The sequence below is a fragment of the Rahnella selenatireducens genome (assembly GCF_046449555.1).
Classification (GTDB): domain Bacteria; phylum Pseudomonadota; class Gammaproteobacteria; order Enterobacterales; family Enterobacteriaceae; genus Rahnella; species Rahnella selenatireducens.
This window is the reverse complement of the sequence record NZ_JBKEZJ010000005.1, coordinates 155,115-174,925: the sequence shown is the minus strand read 5'-3', so window position 1 is coordinate 174,925 and position 19,811 is coordinate 155,115. Positions and strand designations below refer to the sequence as shown.

Sequence of the window (19,811 nt, the reverse complement as noted above, 5' to 3'; positions counted from 1 at the left end):
CGCGCTATCGCTCTCTGGCACTGTTTCAGAAGCCGCAATTATTGCCGCGAAAACTTGCCGCTGCGCGGTACCTTCATTTCGGTCTTCGAGCCTTTCGGTCTCGAAACACTCATTCAGCAAGCTTTCTGAAAGCGGCTGGAGGCTTATCCAAATTTAGCAGCATTTTTTAAAAAACAATCAGCAGTAAGGTTGCGAACTAGAAAGCTTCTGGCCGCTTTCAAAACGACGTCGAGTGAGGAGTGAGAAACAGCGAGAGTTTTTTTTCGAGCAGGTTCGAACCCGAGGCGAGAGAACCGCGCAGCGGCGGCGTTTGCGGCACTAACGGTAGCCACTGAAACAGTGCCAGCGAGCGGAGCGGGCAGTTAAAAAAGCGCAGAGTCCAGAGACCCGCGCGTTACCGGGTCTTTGGTCGGTGTGGGCCGACGCCCACGACCTTGACGTTGACGTTGACGTTGAAGTTGACGTTGAAGTTGAATTTAACTCCCAACTCCCCCGGTTGCCTCAACCGCCTTCGCCACATATATCTCCCGCAATTTCCCGGTCATCACCCCCGGTTTCCCATCCCCGACCGCTTTCCCGTTCAGGCTCACCACCGGCCAGATAAAGGTTGTGGCGGAACTGATGAAAATTTCCCGCGCATTCTGCGCCTCTTCCAGCGTGAACGGACGTTCTTCGAATCGCAGATCGTTTTGTTTCGCCAGTTCGAGCAGCGCCTGACGCGTGATCCCGTGCAGGATGTGCGTACTCAGCGGTCGGGTGATCAGCGTGCCATCGGCATCGACGATCCAGGCATTGCTGGAACTGGCTTCAGTGATCAGGCCGTTCTCAACGAGCAGCGCGTCGTCCGCATCATGTTTATGCGCGTATTCTTTAGCAAGGCACGGCGCTAACAGACCGACGGTTTTGATGTCGCGACGCTGCCAGCGGATATCATCCACGGAAACCATGCGGATGCCGGTTTTGGATTTCGGATGATCAATCAGCGGACGGGCCTGTGTGAACATCAGGAACGTCGGGCTGACCTTTTCACCGGGAAAATCAAAGTCGCGGTCGCCGCTGTTGCCCCGGCTAATTTGCAGATAAACCGCACCTTCGCGCAAATTGTTTTCGGTAATAAGGCGGTTTTGCAGGATCTCAATTTCCCCCAGCGCACAAGGCAACCGCAGCCCCAACGACTGACACGAACGCGCCAGCCGGGCCAGATGGGCGGCGTTATCCAGTAAGCGACCGTTCAGAACGGCACTCACTTCATACACCGCATCCGCAAATAAGAAACCGCGGTCAAAAACCGACACCTTTGCATCCTGCTCGGCAACAAACTCCCCGTTGAGGTATACCGTTCTGGTCATGTTATTTTTCCTGGCCAAATTGAAATAGGATTTTTATTAGCTTACCTGAGTCACAGGAATAAACTGCGTGAAAACTGAGCGGGCGATGTTGACGTAACGCAGGTTTCTGGCTCCCGGCACATAAAAAAAGCGCTCCGTTGAGCGCTTTTCGTGAGAATTTCCAGACGGTCAGAGCTGACCTTTCTTCTTTTTATTACGGATGACCAGCCAGCTGATCAGCGCCATCACCGCACCCATAAAAATAAACCAGATACCGAGCATAAGCTGAGGTGCCATTTCCCCCGGCGGGGTTTCAGGGCTGCCAACGATCAGGCCGTGAAGCGTAGCGACAATGCCGATTACCAGCAAAATCAGGCTGTTGCGTAATAAACGACGGGCGACAGTCATAGGTTGTCTTGGAGTGGCCATCAGTGCGTCCTTGAGCAGTAAAATAAAGATAAGGGCGCATAATAGCGCCCCTGATTTTTATGTCAAAACACACTGTTCACAACTTCAGCCGATTTTCAGCGGCGGTTGCGAACCAGCTGGTAGCGACGGGTGAGATATTCCACCGGCGCGCTCCAGATATGCACCAGACGGCAGAACGGGAACAGCAGGAATAACGTCATTCCCAGCACCAGATGCACACGGAAAATAAACGCCACGCCGTCCAGGTGCGCCGCCGCGTCGCCGTGGAACGTCACCACCGATTGCGCCCAGCCAACCAGTTTCATCATTTCGCTGCCGTCCATATGCTGGGCGGAGAACGGAATGGTGCCAAGGCCGAGCGCGCACTGAATCACAAGCAGTGCGATGATCATGATGTCGCCAAAGCTAGAGGTTGCACGCACGCGCTCGTTAGTCAGACGACGCCAGAGCAGCATGCCGCCGCCGACTAACGTCAGCACGCCGCACGCGCCACCGGCAAACATCGCCATTTGCTGTTTCACCGGCACCGGCAGGAAGGATTCGTACATCCAGTGCGGCGTCAGCATCCCGAAGGCGTGGCCGGCAATAATACCGAGAATGCCGACGTGGAACAGCGGTGAAGCGATGCGTAAGGTTTTTTTCTCCAGCAACTGGCTGGAGCCCGCGCGCCAGCTGTACTGACCGTAGTCATAGCGCAGCCAGCTGCCGACCAGAAAGACCGTGCCGCACAGGTACGGGTAGATATTGAAGAAAAAGTTGTTGAGGAAGTCAGTCATTTGCGTGGTTCCCCCGCATTCGTGTCATCAAGGTTCAGATACTGCGGTGCGACAGCACCGGCAAAACGTTTCTGGCGCGCAGCTTCTTCACCGCCCGCACAGCTTTGCTCGCCGAGGAATTTTATTTGCTCTTCTTCCCAGACCGCATCCAGCGCAGCCGGAGTGTCGTCACGCGCTTCCTGTTTAATCCCTTCGCGCACGTTTTCTGTGGCGATGTCGGTGCCGGACAGCGCCAGCAGCAGATCAAACAACTCCGCATAATGGCTGTCGCGTTCCTGCAAACGGGCGCTCAGCAGCGCCAGGATCGGCGCGATGTCACGCAGGCCGCTACGGGCTTCCTGTTCGTCACGCGTGGTCAGATATTCCAGATAAAGCGGCAGGTAATCCGGCAGCTCGCGGCTGTCGATTTCAAGACCGGCTTCACGGTACTGCCCCATCAGATCGACCATGGCCTGCCCGCGGTCACGGGATTCGCCGTGAACGTGTTCAAACAGCAGCAGCGAGGTGGCGCGCCCACGGTCAAACAAACCGGTGTACGCCGACTGTGCGTCGAGTAAATCTTTCTGGCAGAAATCCGTGATGTACAGCGCCAGATCCAGGCGCTGTTCGGCACTCAGTTCCGCAGAGGTGGTCACGGCTTCAAGCAGTTCCATCTTGTGCGTCCAGAGATCTTCCGACGGGTAATCCAGCAATAAGCCAATCAGTCGTAAACTGTTCATTAGCCTTTCCTTTCGGTTTTCGCGCCAATGTCGATGGCATCGATGCGTTTGCTGTTAAACAGGTTGAATTTGGTATCGCTGCCGTGGCAACCGTCACCAAAGCTGAAACCACAGCCCTTCGCTTCCGGGAACGCTTCGCGCGCCTGTTCGCGGTGGCTCGATGGCACAACGAAACGGTCTTCGTAGTTAGCAATGGCCAGATAGCGGTACATTTCTTCCGCCTGGGCAGCCGTCAGCCCGACCTGCTCCAGCGCGCTGGTATCCACCACGCCTTCCACGCTTTCTGCTCGTTTGAAATGACGCATCGCCAGCATACGTTTCAGGGCGCGCAGCACCGGCGCGGTATCGCCCGCGGTCAGCAGATTCGCCAGATATTCCACCGGAATACGCAGACTTTCGACGTCCGGCAACACGCCGCTGTGCGGTAATGCACCCGCGTCGGCGGCAGACTGAATCGGTGACAGTGGCGGCACATACCAGACCATCGGCAGTGTGCGGTATTCCGGGTGCAGAGGCAGCGCCAGCTTCCATTCAATCGCCATTTTGTAAACCGGCGACTGACGCGCGGCGTCCATTACGGACAGCGGAATGCCGTCGATCTCAGCCTGCGCGATCACTTCCGGATCGTTCGGATCCAGGAAGATGCTCATCTGGCTTTCGTACAGATCTTTCTCGTTTTCTACCGATGCAGCTTCTGCAATACGGTCGGCGTCATACAACACCACGCCGAGGTAGCGGATGCGGCCTACGCAGGTTTCGGAACAGACCGTTGGCTGGCCAGCTTCAATACGCGGATAACAGAAAATACATTTTTCTGATTTGCCGCTTTTCCAGTTGAAGTAGATTTTTTTGTACGGGCAGCCAGTCAGGCACATACGCCAGCCGCGGCATTTGTCCTGATCAATCAGCACAATGCCGTCTTCGCCACGTTTATAAATCGCGCCACTCGGACAGGTCGCCACACACGCCGGGTTCAGGCAGTGTTCACACAAGCGTGGCAGGTACGCCATGAAGGTGTTTTCAAACTCGCCGTACATTTCTTTCTGCATGTTGGCAAAGTTCTGGTCGGCAGAACGCTTGCTGAACTCGGTGCCTAAATCATCTTCCCAGTTCGGGCCGCCGACAATTTTCTTCATGCGTTTTCCGGTCAGCAGGGAGCGCGGACGCGCCACCGGCTGATGTTTACCGTCTTTCGCGGTGTGCAGATGCTGATAATCGAAATCAAACGGTTCGTAATAATCGTCAATTTCCGGCATATGCGGGTTGGCGAAAATTTTATGCAGCAGGTTGGCTTTGTTGCCCATACGCGGCTGCAATTTGCCGTTGATTTTACGGATCCAGCCGCCCTTCCATTTTTCCTGATTTTCCCAGTCGTGCGGATAACCCAGGCCCGGTTTGGTTTCGACGTTATTGAACCACGCGTATTCCATCCCTTCGCGGCTGGTCCAGACGTTTTTACAGGTTACAGAACAGGTGTGGCAGCCAATGCATTTGTCGAGGTTCAGCACCATGCCGACTTGTGAACGAATTTTCATTTGGCTTTCTCCTGACTTTTTTTAGGGAGTACTGCTGCCTGCACGTAATCGTTGCCTTCATCGTCTAACCAGTCGATGCGGTTCATTTTGCGGACAATTACGAACTCATCGCGGTTAGAACCGACGGTGCCGTAATAGTTGAAACCGTAAGACAGCTGCGCGTAACCGCCGATCATGTGCGTCGGTTTCGGACAAACGCGGGTCACTGAGTTGTGAATACCGCCGCGCTGCTGGCTGATTTCGGAGCCCGGAATGTTCACGATACGTTCCTGCGCGTGATACATCATGGTCATCCCCGCCGGTACGCGCTGGCTGACCACCGCACGGGCGCTCAGTGAGCCGTTGGCGTTGAAAGCTTCAATCCAGTCGTTGTCTTCGATACCCAGTTTTGTCGCATCGTCTTCACTGAGCCAGACAATCGGGCCGCCGCGACCTAAGGTCAGCATCAGCAGGTTGTCGCTGTAGGTGGAGTGAATGCCCCATTTCTGGTGCGGCGTCAGGAAGTTCAGCGCCATTTCCGGGTTACCGTTCGGTTTCGCATTCAGCAACGGCTGCGCCGCGCGGGTGTCGATTGGCGGACGGTAAACCAGCAGGCTTTCACCGAAAGCACGCATCCATTCGTGATCCTGATAAATTTGCTGACGGCCGGACAGCGTGCGCCACGGGATCAGCTCATGCACGTTGGTGTAACAGGCGTTGTAAGAAACGTGTTCGTCTTCCAGACCAGACCAGGTCGGGCTGGAGATGATTTTGCGCGGCTGAGCCTGAATATCGCGGAAACGGATTTTCTCGTCTTCTTTATTCAGCGCCAGATGCGTGTGGTCACGGCCCGTGTTGGCACTCAGCGCCGCCCAGGCTTTCACGGCAACCTGACCGTTGGTTTCCGGTGCCAGCGTCAGGATCACTTCGGCAGCGTCGATGGCCGTTTCGATGCATGGACGCCCTTTCGCTGCGCCATCAGCCTTGGTGTAGTTCAGCTTTTTCAGCAACTCGACTTCGCTGTCGGTGTTCCAGCTGATGCCTTTACCGCCGTTACCGAGTTTTTCCAACAAGGGCCCGACTGAGGTGAAACGTTCGTACGTATTCGGGTAATCGCGTTCAACGGTCATCAGATGCGGCGCGGTGCGTCCCGGGATCAGGTCGCATTCGCCTTTCTTCCAGTCTTCCACGCCCAGCGGCTGCGCCAGTTCGGCAGCAGAATCGTGCTGGATTGGCAGCGTGACCACGTCGGTTTCCACGCCCAAATGCCCGACGCAAACCCGTGAGAACTCTTTGGCGATGCCTTTGTAGATTTCCCAGTCACTTTTGGAATCCCACGCAGGATCAACAGCAGCAGACAGCGGATGAATAAACGGATGCATATCCGAGGTATTCATGTCGTCTTTTTCGTACCAGGTTGCGGTCGGCAGAACGATGTCGGAATACAGACAGGTGCTGGACATACGGAAATCGAGTGTCACCACCAGATCCAGTTTTCCTTCACCGCCCTGCGCCTGCCATTCGACTTCTTCCGGCATCACGCCGCCCTGAATGCCCAAATCTTCTCCCTGAATACCGTGTTCGGTGCCCAGCAGATATTTCAGCATGTACTCGTGACCTTTACCTGAGGAACCCAGCAGGTTAGAGCGCCAGACGAACAGGTTGCGCGGGAAGTTCTGCGGATTGTCCGGTTGTTCTGCGGCGAAACGCACGCTGCCGTCTTTCAGGGCTGCGACGGTGAAATCTGCCGGAGACTGACCGGCGGCTTTCGCCTGTTCCGCAATGTGCAGCGGATTAACGTTAAGCTGCGGCGCAGACGGTAACCAACCCATACGCTCGGCGCGCACGTTGAAATCAATCATGCTGCCGGTGAATTTGGATTTATCTGCCAGCGGGGACAACAGTTCCTGCGGCGCGACGGTTTCATAACGCCACTGGCTGGAGTGGTTATAGAAGAACGAGGTGCTGTTCATGTGGCGTGGCGGACGCTGCCAGTCGAGGCCAAACGCCAGCGGCTGCCAGCCGGTTTGCGGACGCAGTTTTTCCTGACCGACGTAGTGAGCCCAGCCGCCACCGCTCTGACCAACGCAACCGCAGAAGATCAGCATGTTGATCAGGCCGCGATAGTTCATGTCGAGGTGATACCAGTGGTTCATCCCGGCACCCACGATGATCATCGAACGACCGTGCGTTTTGTTGGCGTTATCGGCGAATTCGTTAGCGATACGCACGATGTTTTGCTGCGAAACGCCGGTGATTTTTTCGGCCCAGGCTGGCGTGTAGGCTTTGATTTCGTCAAAGCTTTGCGCGCAGTTTTCATCATTCAGGCCACGTTCGATGCCGTAGTTCGCCAGCGTCAGGTCATACACGCTCGCCACCAGACCGGTGGTGCCGTCGGCCAGTTGCAGGCGTTTGACCGGCAATTTGTGCATCAGAATTTCATCCAGCGCCACGCTGTTGAAATGTTCGCTGACGGCGCCGCCAAAATACGGATAACCGACGTTCACGACTTCATCGTGATTATCCAGCAGGCTCAGTTGCAGGCTGACATCTTTATGATCTTTACCTTCGCGTGATTCCAGATTCCACTGGCCTTTTTCGCCCCAGCGGTAACCGATGGAACCCAGCGGAGAAACCAGTTCACCGGTGTTTTCATCAAAGGCGATGGTTTTCCACTGCGGGTTGTTTTCCTGCCCGAGGTTGTCCACCAGATCGGACGCACGCAGCATACGGCCTGCGGCATAAGAGCCGTCTTCGCGCGGTTCGAGCATGACCAGCATCGGCATGTCGGTGTAACGGCGCACGTAGTCGGTGAAATACTGACTGGGTGCGTCAACGTGGAAGGATTTGAGGATCACATGACCCATTGCCAGCGCCAGCGCGCTGTCGGTGCCTTGTTTTGGTGCCAGCCACTGGTCGCACAGCTTAGCGATTTCAGCGTAGTCCGGGGTGATCGCCACCGTTTTGGTGCCTTTGTAGCGCACTTCGGTGAAGAAGTGGGCGTCCGGCGTACGGGTCTGCGGAACGTTGGAACCCCAGGCAATAATATAAGAAGAGTTGTACCAGTCAGCGGATTCCGGCACGTCGGTCTGTTCGCCCCAGGTCATCGGCGAAGCCGGTGGCAAATCGCAATACCAGTCGTAGAAGCTCAGACACACGCCGCCAATCAACGACAGATAACGCGCGCCGGACGCATAAGACACCATCGACATCGCCGGAATTGGCGAGAAACCGATTATACGGTCTGGCCCGAAGGTTTTGGCGGTGTAAACGTTGGACGCCGCAATCAGCTCATTCACTTCCTGCCAGCTCGAACGGACAAAACCGCCGCGTCCGCGCGCCGCTTTGTATTCTTTGGCTTTTTCAGGCTGATTAATGATCGAACCCCAGGCATCCACCGGATCGCTGTAGGTCAGTTTGGCTTCGCGCCACAGCTGAATCAGCTTTTTGCGCATCAGCGGATATTTCAGGCGGTTGGCGCTGTAGAGATACCAGGAATAGCTGGCACCGCGCGGGCAGCCACGCGGTTCGTGGTTCGGGAGGTCCGGGCGGGTTCGCGGGTAATCGGTCTGCTGGGTTTCCCAGGTGACCAGACCGTTTTTGACGTAAATCTTCCAGCTGCATGAACCGGTGCAGTTAACACCGTGCGTGGAACGGACCACTTTGTCGTGCTGCCAGCGGCTGCGGTAGCCATCTTCCCAGTCACGATTGGTATTCAGCGTCTGGCCGTGGCCGTCAGCGAAAGGTTCAGCTAACTGTTTGAAATAGCGAAACCGGTCAAGAAACTTGCTCATCCGGGACTCTCCTGTGCAAAGGCCTGAGGCGCTTTGTCATTATGTGAATGGCGGGGAATACAACTTCATTGCTCGTAGCCCGAAGTAATTGGAATTGCAGCAAGGCAGCAAACGAATGAATCCCGATGAGCTGACATAAGTCAGTGATTCGGGTGACTGAGTGCCGCTAACGCCGCTGCTATTTCAAGTACAAAGGGAAAATGTAGGCTCAGGGTATTCACGCGCGGGAGTGCGCTACTTGATTGCGATCAACGCCCCGCCGTCATGTAAATATTTATACAGCGATAAATACCCCCAAAGAGGTACCTTTCGATTTTTGTATAATTGATTGATTATTAATAAATAAAAGTAATAACTTTGAGAAATCAGTCAACTTTGAGGCCGGGCTGGAAAATTGGGGGTAAGGCGCGGGAAATATGACAGAATTGTGAAATTAGCATTCCGGTTATTGTATTTATCCGGATTGCTGGCGTAATGGGGACACCTGTTTTTAGCCACCAGAATCTCTTCATGCAGACAGAAAAACCCGCCGTACTTAATTTCAACGATGAAGTGACCGGTATGATTTACGGCTTCGTTTTTCGCCCCGACAGGCAACCCGAACGCGTTTCATCCAAACAGGTGCAGGAGGCCTATCAGGAAATCTGTCACGACAAAGGATTTGTCTGGATCCACGTCAATCTCAACCACGCCATGTCAGAAAAATGGCTGAAAAAACACTTCGCCGTCGGCGAGGTTTTCTTTGAAGAAATCCGCGAAGGGTCACGCAGTACGCGCATTGAGCGACTCGATGACACTCTGCTCGCCGTGCTCAACGATGTCATTTTTCACCCCAACGAGACCAGCGATGAATCTTCGACGCTGTGGCTCAGTTGCCACCAGCAACTGGTGGTGACGGCGCGGCATAAACCGGTGAGGCTCATCGAGCGTCTGTTTAAACGGCTGGAAACGCTGAATATCGGTTCGCCGACCGCGCTGCTGGTGCATCTGCTGGAAGAACAGGAAGATTTGCTGGAACAAATCGTGCGCCGCGCCAATCAGTACGTGGACACCATCGAAGAGCGCCTGCTGAGCCATCACGTCAAAAAGAACCGCGCCAATTTAGGGCGTTTACGGCGGATGCTTTTGCGTTTCCAGCGTTTACTCGCCCCGGAACCGACGGCGCTTTTCCGCCTGCTCAACCGCCCTCCGGCCTGGATTGCGCCCGGCGTGGTGCAGGATTTACGTCAGTTTGCCGAAGAGTTTTCTGTAGTACTCAATGATCTGATTGCGCTGACCGAACGTATCCGCCTGCTTCAGGAAGAGATCACTTCGCGGCAGATGGAACAAAGCAACCGGACGCTCTACGTCCTGACCGTCATTACCGTACTGGCACTGCCCATCAACATTGTGGCAGGATTTTTCGGCATGAACGTAGGGGGAATTCCGCTCGCCAGCAATCACCACGGATTTATCCTGCTGGTGGTGATTGTCGGGTTGTTCACCCTGCTGGCGGGCTGGTACGCGTTTAAACGCCGCGACGACGGTTAGCTGATGGCGCGGTTACAGGAAGTCTTTGGCTTTATTAAGCAAGGCGGCTTTGGTAATCACGCCCAGCAAGCGGCGTGATTCGGCGTTTTCCAGCACCGGCAGACGTTCGAGCGGCGAATTGCTGAACATCGCCCAGGCCTGTTCGTAGCTGGCGTGCTGAAAGAGCGTGGTAAATTCCTGCTCGATAAACGGGTCGATCGCACTGCCGGATTTCAGGCTGCCGTCAATAATTCCGCTGGCGACCACGTTGGTCGGCACTACGCCGAGGAAACGCTCCTCTCTGTCCACCACGTAGACATACCGCGTGCGCTGTTTCAGCCCTTCACTCACCACTTCCGATAACGTGGCATCGACGTACATTTTTGAGCACGGTGTAATCAGCGAAGCCACCGTGCTGTATTCAAAGGCATTTTTGGCGGCAAAACGCGCGTTATGCCGCGTCAGTACCGGATAGGTTCCGCCCACTTTCAGCCGTGACGCGACCACATATGAAATCGCCGTTGCCAGCATCAGCGGGAATAACAGCGAGCTGTTGAGCGTCATTTCAAACGCCATCATGATCGACATCAGCGGTGCGTGGCTGGTCGCCGCCAGCAGCGCGCTCATGCCGATGGCGGCATACAACCCGACCGGACCGGGATCAAACCCCAGCCATTGCAGAAAAGTACACACCAGCGCCCCGCCCGCCGCGCCGATCAGCAGTGACGGCGTAAACAAACCGCCGACCGCACCGGAACCGATGGTGATCGCCGTGGCCACAATTTTCAGCACCAGCAAGACCCAAAGCGATGTCTGCAAATTGCCGTCATTGAGGATGAGATCAATCACCTCAAATCCGTTGCCCAGCACCAGCGGCGAGATCATCGCCACCAGCCCGACGCCCAGACCACCCAGCCCGAGACGCAATGCCGGATGGGAAATGGGTTTCATCCAGTCACGGACTTTATCGATGGATGAAATGAATAACGGCCCGAGAATGCCCGTCGCCACGCCGATAAACAGCACCGTGAAAATCGCGCCAAACGACGGGCTGAACGACACGGAAGAATACAGATAAAGCGGTGCGTAATCGGTCAGGGAACGCACGGTCAGCACCGCCACCGACGCGGAAATAAACAGCGGGATCAGCCGCTGAACGGCAGTTACGCCAAACGCGATTTCGGCAACAAACAACGCACCCGCGAAAGGCGCGTGATACACCGCAGCCAGCCCACCCGCGGCGGCCATGGCAATAATGTCGGACTGATGAACACCCTGAAAACGCGAGAATCGCCCGAGCAGACTGCCGCTCAGCGCCGAAAGCTGCACCATCGCGCCTTCACGCCCGATAGATCCGCCGCTGGCAATACTCGCCAGCGACGAGAGCCCGCGCAGCAGCGTGCTGACCACCGGGATCCCCGGCAAACGCCGGTCAATCACATCGAGATAATCCGGCATCTTGCCGTGCTTGCTTTCGTGGCGCAGCGCCCACAGTAAAATGAATCCGGCAATCACGCCGCCCGCCGTAGTGATCACCGGCCAGACTATTCGCGGGTATTCGCTGAACGCTTTGGTGATATCGCTGCCGTCGGTAAACATCAGACCGTTGATGCCGGAAATCGCCCCACGAAACGCAATAGTGACCAGCGCGGCGACAATCCCGGCGGGAATGGCAATCAGCAAATTAATCAGGTCGCTCTTTTGCAGGGATTCAAGATTGAGGGCTTTCAGGCTCATAAGGTCTCAGTGGTCTGAACGTTGGCGTAGGTAAGAGTATCAATTTACAACAAAACCGCGAAATTTTCGGTTTTTACGCGCGTTGCGTTCTGAACGTCAGGATCCAAAGTCCGGTGAATATCTGCCAAAGCGTGATGGGATAAACGGACATCCGTTCGATAAAGCCGGTGGGCAGAATGTCGAACGAGATTGTCACCATGCTGACCAGCCCGAGACAGCCCAAAATCAGGCTGAAAAGTGAAAATGCCCCCCATCCTGTGCGGCGACGTTTCATCCAGCCCGCCGACAGCAAACACACATTACCGCCCGCTATCGCCATTACTGCGCCCGCCTGATGAACCGTCACGCCGCCCGTACTGCCACCGCTGTGGAACAGTGCAATCAGCACGCCACCAATACCGTGCAGCAAGCCAGATAAGAGAAATAGGTTGCGACCCCGACCGCTGAATAACGGGCGTAGCAGCCAGCAAGCTATAAAGAACAAAATGCCTTCGGCTGCGAAACCGGCGTTCATCACGTTATGCAGCGGTGAGCAAATGTCGCGGCCGTCTGGCGTCATGCCACACGAGGCAATGCCCAAATCGCTGATGTAATTATGCAGATAAGAGTAGGAAGGATCCCGCCAGCCCGTGGAACTGATTTTTTCCGCCAGTAAATACAGAATACCGCCGAGGGCGAAGCACATTGCACCGGTTTTTTGCCATTGAGATTGAGTTTGCATGAAGATCTTATTGATGAGACGTGACGTAATAGTAGGACAAAATAATTTCAGGCTGAGCATTTTTAACGCTGAATGGCGTGCTTAAAATCCTGCTGAACGGGGATAACAAACAGTGTTATCCCCTTGGCCCCCTTATTCCTTCGTCACGGTATCCAGATACAACTGGCTGCCCGCCACGTTCTGGCTTGCGCCTTTCACGTTATCGCGGATGGCCACCAGCAATTTGCTTTGCAGCGCCACCACAAACGGCGAGTTCTTTTGCAGTTCGCGTTGTAAATCGGCGTACAGCGCTTTGCGTTTGGTCGGATCAGATTCCGCCGCTGCGGCACGCGTTTGTTTGCTGATTTCCGGGATCACCCACTGAATACGTTGCGCCAGCGTTTTCGGGCCGTTTGGCACGTTATAAGCGAAGGTGCTGGCATTGGTGTTCGGGTCGAGATAATCCGCGCCCCAGTAAGTGAAGATCGACTGGAATTTGTGCGCACGCATGCGGGTCAGCACGTCACTTTCCACCAGCGGATGCACCACTAAATTGATATCCGCTTTGGCAAAGCTGGCCTGCAATGCCTGCGCGATATCAGAATACGGAGGCTGGTTGATCACGATTAAATCGATTTTGGTGCCCGGTGCGATCCCGCCTTTACTCAGAATCGCTTTGGCTTTGGCGACATCGTATTTAAACGGTTGGTCGTCAATCGCGCCCGCCAGACCGTCCGGCAGGAAAGTCTGATGAATACCGTACTGGCCTTTCAGCAGGTCGGTAGAAATCCCCTGATAATCGACCAGCCAGCGCGCCGCTTCCCACAGCGCAGGGTTTGCCAGCGCCGGTTGCGTGGTATCGCCAACGTTAAACGCCAGATAGAACACTTTGGCCGCCGGGAATTGCGCCACGTGAACGCCCTTTTCTTTTTGCAGCGAGCTGAACTGATCCGCCCCCAAATCGTAAGCCACGTCCGCATCGCCATTCAGCACCAGCAGACGACGCGTTGACGGATCACCCACATTTTTAAACAGCACATTCTCAATCTTCGCCAGCGGTTTGGCGTTCGGGTTACGTTTGAAGATCAGCGCTTCGTGCGGCACATAGTTACGCACTTCAAACGCGCCGCTGCCCGCAGAGCGTGAACGCAGCCAGCTGTTGCCGAAATCATTCTGATCGACGTGCTCCTTGAGCAATTTGCTGTCCACAATCCCGGCGACCGACGCGGACAGAATGCTCAGCACCAGCCCGCTGCCGATATCGGCCGGCCAGCTAAGCTGCACTTTGTCGTCCGCGATTTTTTTCAGATTGCCGTCCACGTTATCCGGCGTCCAGCCCAGTTCACCGAGAATAAACGACGGGCTTTTATTGAGTTTCACCACGCGGGTAAACGAGTAAATCACATCGTCGGCCGTCACCGGATTGCCGCTGGAAAATTTCTGGCCAGGCTTGAGGGTGAAGATCAGACTGTGCGCGTCCGGCCCCGGCTGCCAGCTGGCAGCGGCATCCGGGTCGAGCTTATCGGGATGCTGCCGGTCGGACTGCACCAGTTGCTGATAAAGGTTAACCAGATTGCCGGAGCTGACGGTTTCAAAACTTTCCGCCGGATCGAGGCTGATAATGCCTTCAAGCGAACCCGCAACGACCAGCGTATCTTTTGGCGTCGCCGCGTCCACGCGGGTCACGGCCATCATCAGCAGGAATAACAGGGAAGGAACACGTACTTTCATTGAGGTCGATCTCCACAGGTGAAAAGACAGTTTTTTTCGAGTGTAGAGGGGCAACGTCAAGGCAAGAACCATGAAATAAAGCTATGTATTTTAATAAAATAGATTAAGAACACTTAAACAGACTTGAAGAGAAAAAACAGCAGGACGGATTTTGCTCCTTCCCCTCTCACGAGGGGAAGGCCGGGATGGGGTGTTGGTTTTAGCTGCTCAGTTGCCTGCTAAACCCCCTCCCGGCCTCCCCCTTCGCAGGGGGAGGAGCAAGGCGGCTAAGTGTTGATCTGAAAAATGACCTTATGCCGACGCCCACGGTTTTGAATTTGACCTTGAACTTAAAACCCCAAACAGCCTCAACTCAACACGTACCCCTTCGCCATATGCACCGCGCGATCACACATATGATCAATCACATCCGCATCGTGGCTCACCAGAATCATGGTCAGATCGCTGGTCGCTTTCAGGTCATTCAGAAGATTGAGGATTTCCGCCTGTACCGACATATCCAGCGCGGAGGTCGGTTCATCGAGCAGCAGCAGTTTGGGTTTGAGCAACAGCGCACGCACAATCGCCACACGCTGGCGCTGGCCGCCGGAAAGCTGATGCGGATAGCGGTTCATCAGCGCCGGATCAAGCCCGACCTGACGGAAACCTTCGGCAATTTTCTGTTCGATATCCTGCTCTTTAAGGATTTTCAGCGGCTCCGCCAGCGTGCGCAGCAGCTTGTGTTTCGGGTGTAGCGAGGCATACGGATCCTGAAATACCATCTGCACATCGCGTCGCAGGCTGCCGGTAAAGGGTTTGCCCGGTTTCACTTTGTGATCCAGCAGTGTCAGGCTGCCGTCCCAGTTGCCGTTCAGCCCGGCGAGTACCCACAGTAAGGAGGATTTCCCGCAGCCGGACGGCCCGACCAGACCGAAACATTCGCCTTTGTTAATCGTCAGGCTGACGTTATGCACCACGGTACGCACTTCGTAACCCTGACGGTGCGAAACGTTCAGCTGGTCCAGTTCCGCAACGATTTCAGTCATGGCGAGGTTCCTTTTTCAGTGACGCCAGCAGTGCGCGATCCAGCACCGGCAGGCGTTCTCCGTGCGTAAATTTGCTCGGCCGGCATGACCACAGCGTATGCGTATAAGGGTGCGTGGCCTGCGCCAGCTGATCTGCCGGGAGTTCGTCCAGTAACTCGCCCTTGTACATCACCAGCACGCGCTCGCAGTGGTGCGCAACCTGTTGCAGATCGTGGCTGATCAAAATCAGCCCCATGTTGCGTTGTTCCACCAGTCGTTCAATCAGCCCGAGCACCTGCTCGCGCATGTCAAAATCCAGCGCAGACGTCGGTTCATCGGCAATCAGCCATTGCGGATCGTTGATCAGCGCAATCGCCAGCATCACGCGCTGGCCCATCCCGCCGGAAAGCTGATGCGGATATTGCTGTTGCAAAAAGGCCGGATTTGGCAGGCCGACAGCGTTAAGCATATCGGCGACTTTTTCCTGCCGCTCTTTGCGGCCAAGACGCGTATGCAGGCGCAGCGGTTCTTCTACCTGTTTGCCGATTTTCTGCGTCGGATTCAGCGCGTGTTTCGGATCCTGCATGACCATCGACACACGGTTCCCTCGAAGACGGCTCCACTCGCGTTTTTTCAGCGTAGTCAGATCATTGTCGCCGAGCGTCAGTTCAGAAGCGCGCAGCTTGCACGGATGCGGCAGTAATCCCATCAGGGCCCGCGCGGTCAGGGATTTACCGGAACCCGATTCCCCCACCAACGCAACACGTTCCTGCCCGACGCTGAAAGAGAGCGATTTCACCAGTTCCAGCGGGCGCTCACCCGGCAGATAAATGGTGAGATCTTTCGCCGTCAGCCGGTCAGAATGCTGCGTCTTCTGGTGATTGTGTTGCTGATGAAGCGTTTGAGCATCAGTTGCCATGTCGTGGATCCATTTTGTCACGCAGGCCGTCGCCCAGCAGGTTGAAAGCCAGACTGGCAAACAGAATTGCGCCACCTGGCGCAGCCGCTACCCACCACTGGTCAAAAATCACTTTACTGCCTTCGGCAACCATCGAGCCCCATTCGGCGGTCGGTGGCTGAATGCCCATGCCGAGGAAGCCCAGACCGGCAGAGGCCAGAATGATGCCGCCGAGGCTGAGCGCCGCACGCACGACCGCGCTGGGCAGACACAACGGCAGTATATGGCCGAACATCAGACGCAAACCCCCGATGCCCTGCATTCTCGCCGCCGCCAGATAATCACTGCGCCGCAGCGCCAGCGTTTCCGCCCTCGCCTGACGCGCAAACGGCGGCCAGCTGGTGAAGGCCAGCGCCAGCGCGCCGTTCATCAGCCCCGGTCCCATAATAGCGACAAGTGCCAGCGCCATCACCAGGCTTGGCAATGACATCACGATGTCAGTCAGGCGCATCAGTACGCGTTCGTACCAGCCGCCGATATAACCGGCGCTGATACCGATGAGCAGCCCGACCGGAATGGTCAGGATCAGGATAAGCGACACCAGCAGCAGCGTCGGACGCGCGCCGTAAATCACGCGGGAAAGCAGGTCGCGGCCAAAGCCGTCCGTGCCCAACCAGTGCGCGCCGGACGGCGGCAACAGGCGTAATTCGATGTGCTGAATATTCGGGTCAAAAGGCGCAAGCAGCGGTGCGAGCAGCGCAGTCAGCACCAGAATTGCCACCAGTACCAGGCCGATCGTGAGCGCAGTGATGCGGCGCGCAGGCTTCCAGACGTTGGCCTCAGCCTCAACCTGCGTCGGTTGTTCAGGGATCATTTGTTGAGTCATAAGCGAAAACTACCGGGTCCGCGGATCGAGCAAATAAGTAAGGGCGTCAGCCAGCGCATTGAGCAGCACGAAACAGGTGCCGATCAGCAATGTGGCGCCGAGAATGGCCGGGGTATCCGCCGCAAACAGCGCAGTGGTCAGGTAACGTCCGACGCCCGGCCAGGCAAACACCGTTTCCGTCAGTACCGCCCCTTCCAGCAGGCTGGCGTAAGACAAGGTGAGCACGGTAATCAGCGTGCCCAGCACGTTCGGGAAGACGTGGCAAAGTAATACGCGCACCCTGCCCGCGCCCTTTGAGCGCGCCAGAATCACGTATTCTTTGTTCATTTCGCCCAGCATGGACGCACGCAAAAGGCGCGTAATCCCTGCCATCGACAGCATCGCCAGCACCGTCACCGGTAACCATAAATGGCTGATCGCGTTGTAGAACATGTCACGGTCGCCGGAAAGCCAGGTATCAATCAGCACAAAACCGGTGCGCGGCGTCATGGTGTACATGTACAAATCGTCGAGCCTTCCGGGACCACCCGCCCAGTGCAGCACAGCGTAAAACAGCAGCAGACCGAGCAGACTTAACCAGAAAATCGGCACGGAATAACCGAGCAGCGAAACAAACCGGGCAACGTTATCCAGCCAGCTTCCGGGTTTCCACACGGCCAGCAGCGCCAGCAAAATGCCCAGCGTTCCGCCCAGCAAAATGGAACAGGTTGCCAGTTCTACCGTCGCCGGGAACGTGCGCATCAGATCACTGGCGACCGGCTGCGCGGTGATACGGGAAATTCCCATATCGCCATGCGCGAGGTGATCCAGATATCTTGCGAACTGCACGGGAACCGACTGGTCCAGCCCCAGATCGCGACGTACCTGCGCGTAGGTCGCTTCACTGGCGTGATCCCCCGCGACCTGCAACGTCGGGTCAATCGGTGCAAGATGGGAAAGCGTAAAGGTGAACGCCAGCAAACCGAGCAACGTCAGCGCCAGCGAAATCACGCCGGTCAGCAAACGGCCTGACCAGCGCCAACCCTGCCGGACGAGTCCGGCGGGCGTTGAACTGTCTGTCATTACTTCGTGACCTTGCTGTAGAAGACCATGTCCGGGTTGATGCCCTGAACATATCCTTTGATGTTGTCACGCACGGCAATCAGGCTCTTAGCCTGTAAACCGACGACAAACGGTGAGTTTTTCTGCACTTCGAGTTGCAGCTGACGGTAATCCGCTACGCGTTTGGCCTGATCGGGCTCTGCAATGGCGGCCAGCGTCAGTTTGTTCAGCGCCGGAATCGACCAGTTGGCACGCCATGCCAGCGTTTTGCTGCCATCTTCCGGGTTGAACGCAAACGCAGAGGCGTTAGTGTTCGGGTCAAAGTAATCCGGGCCCCACGAAGACATGTACGCGTCGTAATCGTGTGCTTTCACTTTGGTGGAGATCTGCTGGCTTAAGCCCGGATCCAGTTTCACGGTTACGCCGCCCTGCGCAAAGCTGGCCTGCAAGGCCTGCGCGATATCCAGATACGGTGGCTGGTTGGACGTGGAGAGCGTGAAGCTCACATTCGTCAGACCTGCTTTAGCCAGAATCGCTTTGGCTTTGGCCGGATCATACGTGTAAGGCGTATCATTCACCGCGCCGAGATAGCCTTCCGGCAGGAAGGCCTGATGCACCTGGAACTGATTTTTCATCAGATCATGTGCGATGTGGTTGTAGTCGAACAGATAACGCGCCGCTTCCCAGAAAGCCGGATTGCCCAGTGCCGGAGAAGCTTTGGCGTTAAATTGCAGGAAATACAGGGAAGCATAAGGGATCGCCAGCGGCTTCACCCCCTTCTTGCCTTCAAGCGCCGCCATCTGGTCGGAACCGAGGTTACGCGCCATATCGGCATCGCCCTGTTCAATCAGCAGGCGGCGTGCAGCCGGATCCGGCACGTTTTTAATTAGAATGGTTTTCAGCTTCGGTGCGCCTTCCGGTGAGGTCGCGTTCGCGGAGAGAATCACCACTTCATGCGGAATATAGTTACGGATCTGGTACGGGCCGGAACCGGCTGAATGGTTGCTCAGCCACTGGTGACCGAGATCGTCAGCGGCTGCATTGGTTTTCACCAGTTTGCTGTCAACGATGGATGAAACCGGCGCAGACAGCAGGCTCAGCACGAAGGACGGGCTGACGTCGGCGGTCCAGCTGACTTTGACATGGTGATCGTCAATTTTGGTCAGGAAGGTATCGACATTTTTGTCGGTCCAGCCCAGCTGCGTCAGAATGAATGAAGGCTCAAGGTTCAGCTTCACCACACGCGACAGCGAGAAAATCACATCGTCTGCCGTCAGCGGATTACCGCTGGCGAACACCGCTTTTGGCGAGAGTGTAAACGTCAGGCTGCGGTTGTCTTTCGCTGCTTCCCACGAGGTCGACAGCGTCGGTTTTAAATCGATAGGATTATTCGGGTCTGACTGCACCAGACGCTGATAGATATTGTTGAAAGCCTGAACCGTCGTCAGCTCGAAACCCTGCGCCGGGTCAAAGCTGGAGGTGTCATCAATGGATTGCGCGATAACCAAGGTATCCGGCGGCGTCGCAGCCTGCACAGAGAAAGTAGCCGCAATAGCCGTAAACAGGACGGACGGTAATAAAGCTTTCATCAAGACAGACTCTCCAAAGTAGCGAAATTGCTAACGTTGCATCAGTGTAAAGTTTCTTCAAGCTACCAGAAAGTCTGATAAATACTATCGTTATGCATATTTTGCATAACGTTATCTGTTAGGTTATTAAAGCGCCGGAACGGTGATTTGCGGGGA

General features: G+C 55.8%; 15 protein-coding genes. 1 reads left to right on the top strand and 14 read right to left on the bottom strand.

From position 1 onward, the window contains the following. Positions 1 to 476: 476 nt before the first annotated feature. The 6 genes from ACLBVC_RS10620 to ACLBVC_RS10595 form a co-directional block, all read right to left on the bottom strand. Entirely contained in the window at positions 477 to 1,349 is an 873-nt protein-coding gene (locus tag ACLBVC_RS10620) for a D-amino-acid transaminase (RefSeq protein ID WP_410149559.1), read from the bottom strand. A 168-nt stretch (positions 1,350 to 1,517) separates the two neighbouring features. After that, positions 1,518 to 1,757, bottom strand: a complete 240-nt coding sequence (locus tag ACLBVC_RS10615; RefSeq protein ID WP_410149558.1) for a hypothetical protein — start codon at positions 1,755 to 1,757, stop codon at positions 1,518 to 1,520. Between the two features lie 95 nt (positions 1,758 to 1,852). After that, entirely contained in the window at positions 1,853 to 2,533 is a 681-nt protein-coding gene (gene narI / locus ACLBVC_RS10610; protein WP_410149557.1) for a respiratory nitrate reductase subunit gamma, read from the bottom strand. Then, positions 2,530 to 3,252, bottom strand: a complete 723-nt coding sequence (gene narJ, locus ACLBVC_RS10605; RefSeq protein WP_410149556.1) for a nitrate reductase molybdenum cofactor assembly chaperone — start codon at positions 3,250 to 3,252, stop codon at positions 2,530 to 2,532. The genes narI and narJ overlap by 4 nt, the downstream gene beginning before the upstream one ends. Beyond that, positions 3,252 to 4,787, bottom strand: a complete 1,536-nt coding sequence (narH, locus tag ACLBVC_RS10600; RefSeq protein WP_101076686.1) for a nitrate reductase subunit beta — start codon at positions 4,785 to 4,787, stop codon at positions 3,252 to 3,254. Before narH ends, narJ begins: the two co-directional genes overlap by 1 nt. Then, positions 4,784 to 8,560, bottom strand: a complete 3,777-nt coding sequence (locus tag ACLBVC_RS10595) for a nitrate reductase subunit alpha (protein ID WP_410149555.1) — start codon at positions 8,558 to 8,560, stop codon at positions 4,784 to 4,786. The genes narH and ACLBVC_RS10595 overlap by 4 nt, the downstream gene beginning before the upstream one ends. A 510-nt stretch (positions 8,561 to 9,070) precedes the next feature. Here ACLBVC_RS10595 and ACLBVC_RS10590 point away from each other — a divergent pair. Beyond that, a complete protein-coding gene (locus tag ACLBVC_RS10590) occupies positions 9,071 to 10,090 on the top strand; it encodes a transporter (protein WP_410149554.1) in 1,020 nt (339 codons plus the stop codon). A gap of 12 nt (positions 10,091 to 10,102) precedes the next feature. Here ACLBVC_RS10590 and ACLBVC_RS10585 read toward each other — a convergent pair whose 3' ends face one another. From ACLBVC_RS10585 to ACLBVC_RS10550, 8 genes are all read right to left on the bottom strand, one after another. Further along, on the bottom strand, positions 10,103 to 11,806 hold the full coding sequence (locus tag ACLBVC_RS10585; RefSeq protein ID WP_410149553.1) for a chloride channel protein: 1,704 nt from the start codon (positions 11,804 to 11,806) through the stop codon (positions 10,103 to 10,105). Between the two features lie 73 nt (positions 11,807 to 11,879). Next, complete coding sequence (locus ACLBVC_RS10580; RefSeq protein ID WP_410149552.1) at positions 11,880 to 12,527, bottom strand: DUF998 domain-containing protein; 648 nt, start codon at positions 12,525 to 12,527, stop codon at positions 11,880 to 11,882. 132 nt (positions 12,528 to 12,659) lie between these two features. After that, on the bottom strand, positions 12,660 to 14,237 hold the full coding sequence (locus ACLBVC_RS10575) for an ABC transporter substrate-binding protein (protein ID WP_410149551.1): 1,578 nt from the start codon (positions 14,235 to 14,237) through the stop codon (positions 12,660 to 12,662). Between the two features lie 347 nt (positions 14,238 to 14,584). Next, the gene (locus tag ACLBVC_RS10570) at positions 14,585 to 15,262 is read right to left on the bottom strand and encodes an ABC transporter ATP-binding protein (protein WP_410149550.1); all 678 of its coding nucleotides are present in this window, start codon (positions 15,260 to 15,262) and stop codon (positions 14,585 to 14,587) included. Next, a complete protein-coding gene (locus ACLBVC_RS10565; protein ID WP_410149549.1) occupies positions 15,255 to 16,160 on the bottom strand; it encodes an ABC transporter ATP-binding protein in 906 nt (301 codons plus the stop codon). The genes ACLBVC_RS10570 and ACLBVC_RS10565 overlap by 8 nt, the downstream gene beginning before the upstream one ends. Beyond that, a complete protein-coding gene (locus tag ACLBVC_RS10560) occupies positions 16,150 to 17,013 on the bottom strand; it encodes an ABC transporter permease (protein ID WP_410149697.1) in 864 nt (287 codons plus the stop codon). The genes ACLBVC_RS10565 and ACLBVC_RS10560 overlap by 11 nt, the downstream gene beginning before the upstream one ends. A gap of 21 nt (positions 17,014 to 17,034) precedes the next feature. Further along, entirely contained in the window at positions 17,035 to 18,087 is a 1,053-nt protein-coding gene (locus ACLBVC_RS10555) for an ABC transporter permease (protein WP_410149548.1), read from the bottom strand. Then, positions 18,087 to 19,655, bottom strand: coding sequence for an ABC transporter substrate-binding protein (locus tag ACLBVC_RS10550; RefSeq protein WP_410149547.1), 1,569 nt, complete (start codon positions 19,653 to 19,655; stop codon positions 18,087 to 18,089). Before ACLBVC_RS10550 ends, ACLBVC_RS10555 begins: the two co-directional genes overlap by 1 nt. Between the last annotated feature and the right edge of the window lie 156 nt (positions 19,656 to 19,811).

What these genes read in the sequence shown, in the direction of transcription:
- ACLBVC_RS10565 (WP_410149549.1), bottom strand. Translation starts at nt 16,160, where the DNA reads ATGGCAACTGATGCTCAAACGCTTCATCAGCAACACAATCACCAGAAG.
- ACLBVC_RS10595 (WP_410149555.1), bottom strand. Translation starts at nt 8,560, where the DNA reads ATGAGCAAGTTTCTTGACCGGTTTCGCTATTTCAAACAGTTAGCTGAA.
- ACLBVC_RS10555 (WP_410149548.1), bottom strand. Translation starts at nt 18,087, where the DNA reads ATGACAGACAGTTCAACGCCCGCCGGACTCGTCCGGCAGGGTTGGCGC.
- narH (WP_101076686.1), bottom strand. Translation starts at nt 4,787, where the DNA reads ATGAAAATTCGTTCACAAGTCGGCATGGTGCTGAACCTCGACAAATGC.
- narJ (WP_410149556.1), bottom strand. Translation starts at nt 3,252, where the DNA reads ATGAACAGTTTACGACTGATTGGCTTATTGCTGGATTACCCGTCGGAA.
- ACLBVC_RS10620 (WP_410149559.1), bottom strand. Translation starts at nt 1,349, where the DNA reads ATGACCAGAACGGTATACCTCAACGGGGAGTTTGTTGCCGAGCAGGAT.
- ACLBVC_RS10575 (WP_410149551.1), bottom strand. Translation starts at nt 14,237, where the DNA reads ATGAAAGTACGTGTTCCTTCCCTGTTATTCCTGCTGATGATGGCCGTG.
- ACLBVC_RS10590 (WP_410149554.1), top strand. Translation starts at nt 9,071, where the DNA reads ATGCAGACAGAAAAACCCGCCGTACTTAATTTCAACGATGAAGTGACC.
- narI (WP_410149557.1), bottom strand. Translation starts at nt 2,533, where the DNA reads ATGACTGACTTCCTCAACAACTTTTTCTTCAATATCTACCCGTACCTG.
- ACLBVC_RS10550 (WP_410149547.1), bottom strand. Translation starts at nt 19,655, where the DNA reads ATGAAAGCTTTATTACCGTCCGTCCTGTTTACGGCTATTGCGGCTACT.
- ACLBVC_RS10560 (WP_410149697.1), bottom strand. Translation starts at nt 17,013, where the DNA reads ATGATCCCTGAACAACCGACGCAGGTTGAGGCTGAGGCCAACGTCTGG.
- ACLBVC_RS10585 (WP_410149553.1), bottom strand. Translation starts at nt 11,806, where the DNA reads ATGAGCCTGAAAGCCCTCAATCTTGAATCCCTGCAAAAGAGCGACCTG.
- ACLBVC_RS10570 (WP_410149550.1), bottom strand. Translation starts at nt 15,262, where the DNA reads ATGACTGAAATCGTTGCGGAACTGGACCAGCTGAACGTTTCGCACCGT.
- ACLBVC_RS10615 (WP_410149558.1), bottom strand. Translation starts at nt 1,757, where the DNA reads ATGGCCACTCCAAGACAACCTATGACTGTCGCCCGTCGTTTATTACGC.
- ACLBVC_RS10580 (WP_410149552.1), bottom strand. Translation starts at nt 12,527, where the DNA reads ATGCAAACTCAATCTCAATGGCAAAAAACCGGTGCAATGTGCTTCGCC.